2 protein-coding genes are annotated in these 1,579 nt (G+C 72.2%); both read right to left on the bottom strand.

Features of this window, described 5'->3' with window-relative positions; translation table 11 throughout:
- Positions 1-387: 387 nt before the first annotated feature.
- On the bottom strand, positions 388-906 hold the full coding sequence (locus AC1DY2_RS19635; protein WP_476763937.1) for a GNAT family N-acetyltransferase: 519 nt from the start codon (positions 904-906) through the stop codon (positions 388-390).
- 12 nt (positions 907-918) lie between these two features.
- A partial coding sequence (locus AC1DY2_RS19630) for an FAD-dependent oxidoreductase (protein ID WP_476763936.1) occupies positions 919-1,579 on the bottom strand: 661 nt, incomplete at its 5' end.

The raw sequence follows: 1,579 nt of genomic DNA, 5'->3' as shown, positions 1-1,579 counted from the left end.
GTTCAGCTCGGCGCTGGCACGCTCGCCGAAGAACTCGCCGTAGCGGCCGTCGTACTCCCGCTCGAGGTCGGCGAGCAGGGGCTTCGCCAACGCGTCGTCCGCGCTCACGTACCGCACGCTCAACTGGGTGGTCATCGCTCGCTCCGTCCTCTTCGGTTCGATCCGGCCGCCGTGACGGGGCCGGTATGTCGAAGCTAGGGAGCGGTGCGGAGCCGGGCAACGCGGTGTTTCACAGGGCGACCGAAAGCGTCACCCCGCGTCATCGCAGGGTGGAGATCGCCGCGATTCCGGGCTTCGGCGGCCGCAACATGACGATTTCCGTCGGCGGCATGTGTCGAACTCCTACGCGCGACGGCTCGACGTCGCGTCGACGTCGGCCGCGACGACTCAGTCGAGGTCGCGGGCGTAGCAGTGCGAGAAGCTGATCGCGTCGTAGGGCGGGTAGACCCGGATGGGGCGGTAGCCGAGCCACTCGTAGAGGCGCACGGCCTCGGGTTGGCGGTGGCCAGTCTGCAGGATGAGCCGGGTGCCGCCCTGCTCGATGACGAGGCGCTCGATCTCGGTGATCAGCGCTCGCGAGACGCCCCGCCCGCGGAACTCGGGCAGGGTCACCACGCGCTTCAGCTCCCACTCGTCGCCCAGTCGCCGGAGCGCCGCGTGCCCCGCCGGCACACCGTCGACCGTCGCGATGAGCGTGGCGACGATGTCGTCGGGATCGATGGCCAGCGCCCGCGAGACGGCGGCGAGCGCGTCGGGATCGAATTCGGCGACATCCCCGGCGTAGCGCGGGCCGATCTCGTCGTCCATGGCGGCACGAAGGGCGACGGCCCGCGGATCGTGCCAGTCGACGCGCTCGAGCTCGACGGCATCGATGCGGGAAGCAGCGAGGGGACGGCAGTCGGTCATGCGTGCTCCAGGTCAGGTGGTGGCGAAGCGGCCGAGGCGGAAGACGCCGGGCGCCGGGCGCCCGTCGGCGAGGTCGGCGAGGATGCGGCCGACGGCCGGCGTGAACTTGAACCCGTGCCCCGAGAAGCCCGCGCCGACGCTGATCGGACCCGACGCGTCGAGCACGAAGGTCGAGTCGGGCGTCGTCGTGTACGTGCAGCTGATCGGCGTCRCGGCCGCGGCGTCGACGCCGGGCAGCCATTCGCGGGCGTAGCGGCGAAGCGCGGCCAGCTGCACGGGCTCCGCCTCGTAGTCGCGCAGGTCGGGGTCGACGATGGGACCCACGCCGTGCCACCCCGCCTTCACGCCCTCGCCGGGCGTGAGCATGCCGTAGGTGCCCGAGTACCACCAGTCGTCGCCCGGGCCGGGGTGGTGGTTGAATCCGGGCCACGTGATCGTGTCGTCGCGCACGGCGAAGTGCGCCGGCTGCTCCTGGGTGACGACGAGACGCGGCAGGTCGACCAGGCCGCCGAGCAGCTTCGAGGTCCAGCCGCCGACGGCCACCACTGCGCGGCGGGCCGTGATCGTTCCGCGATCGGTCTCGACCTGCACGCGGTCGTCGTCGAGCACCCGGATGCCGCGGGCGGGCGTCTCGTGGCGCACGTCGGTGCCGCGCGCGGCCGCGGCCGACTGC

The organism is Agromyces sp. P1_H4 (genome assembly GCF_056405255.1).
The sequence above is the reverse complement of the archived record's forward strand: the minus strand, read 5'-3'. Positions and strand labels throughout refer to the sequence as shown.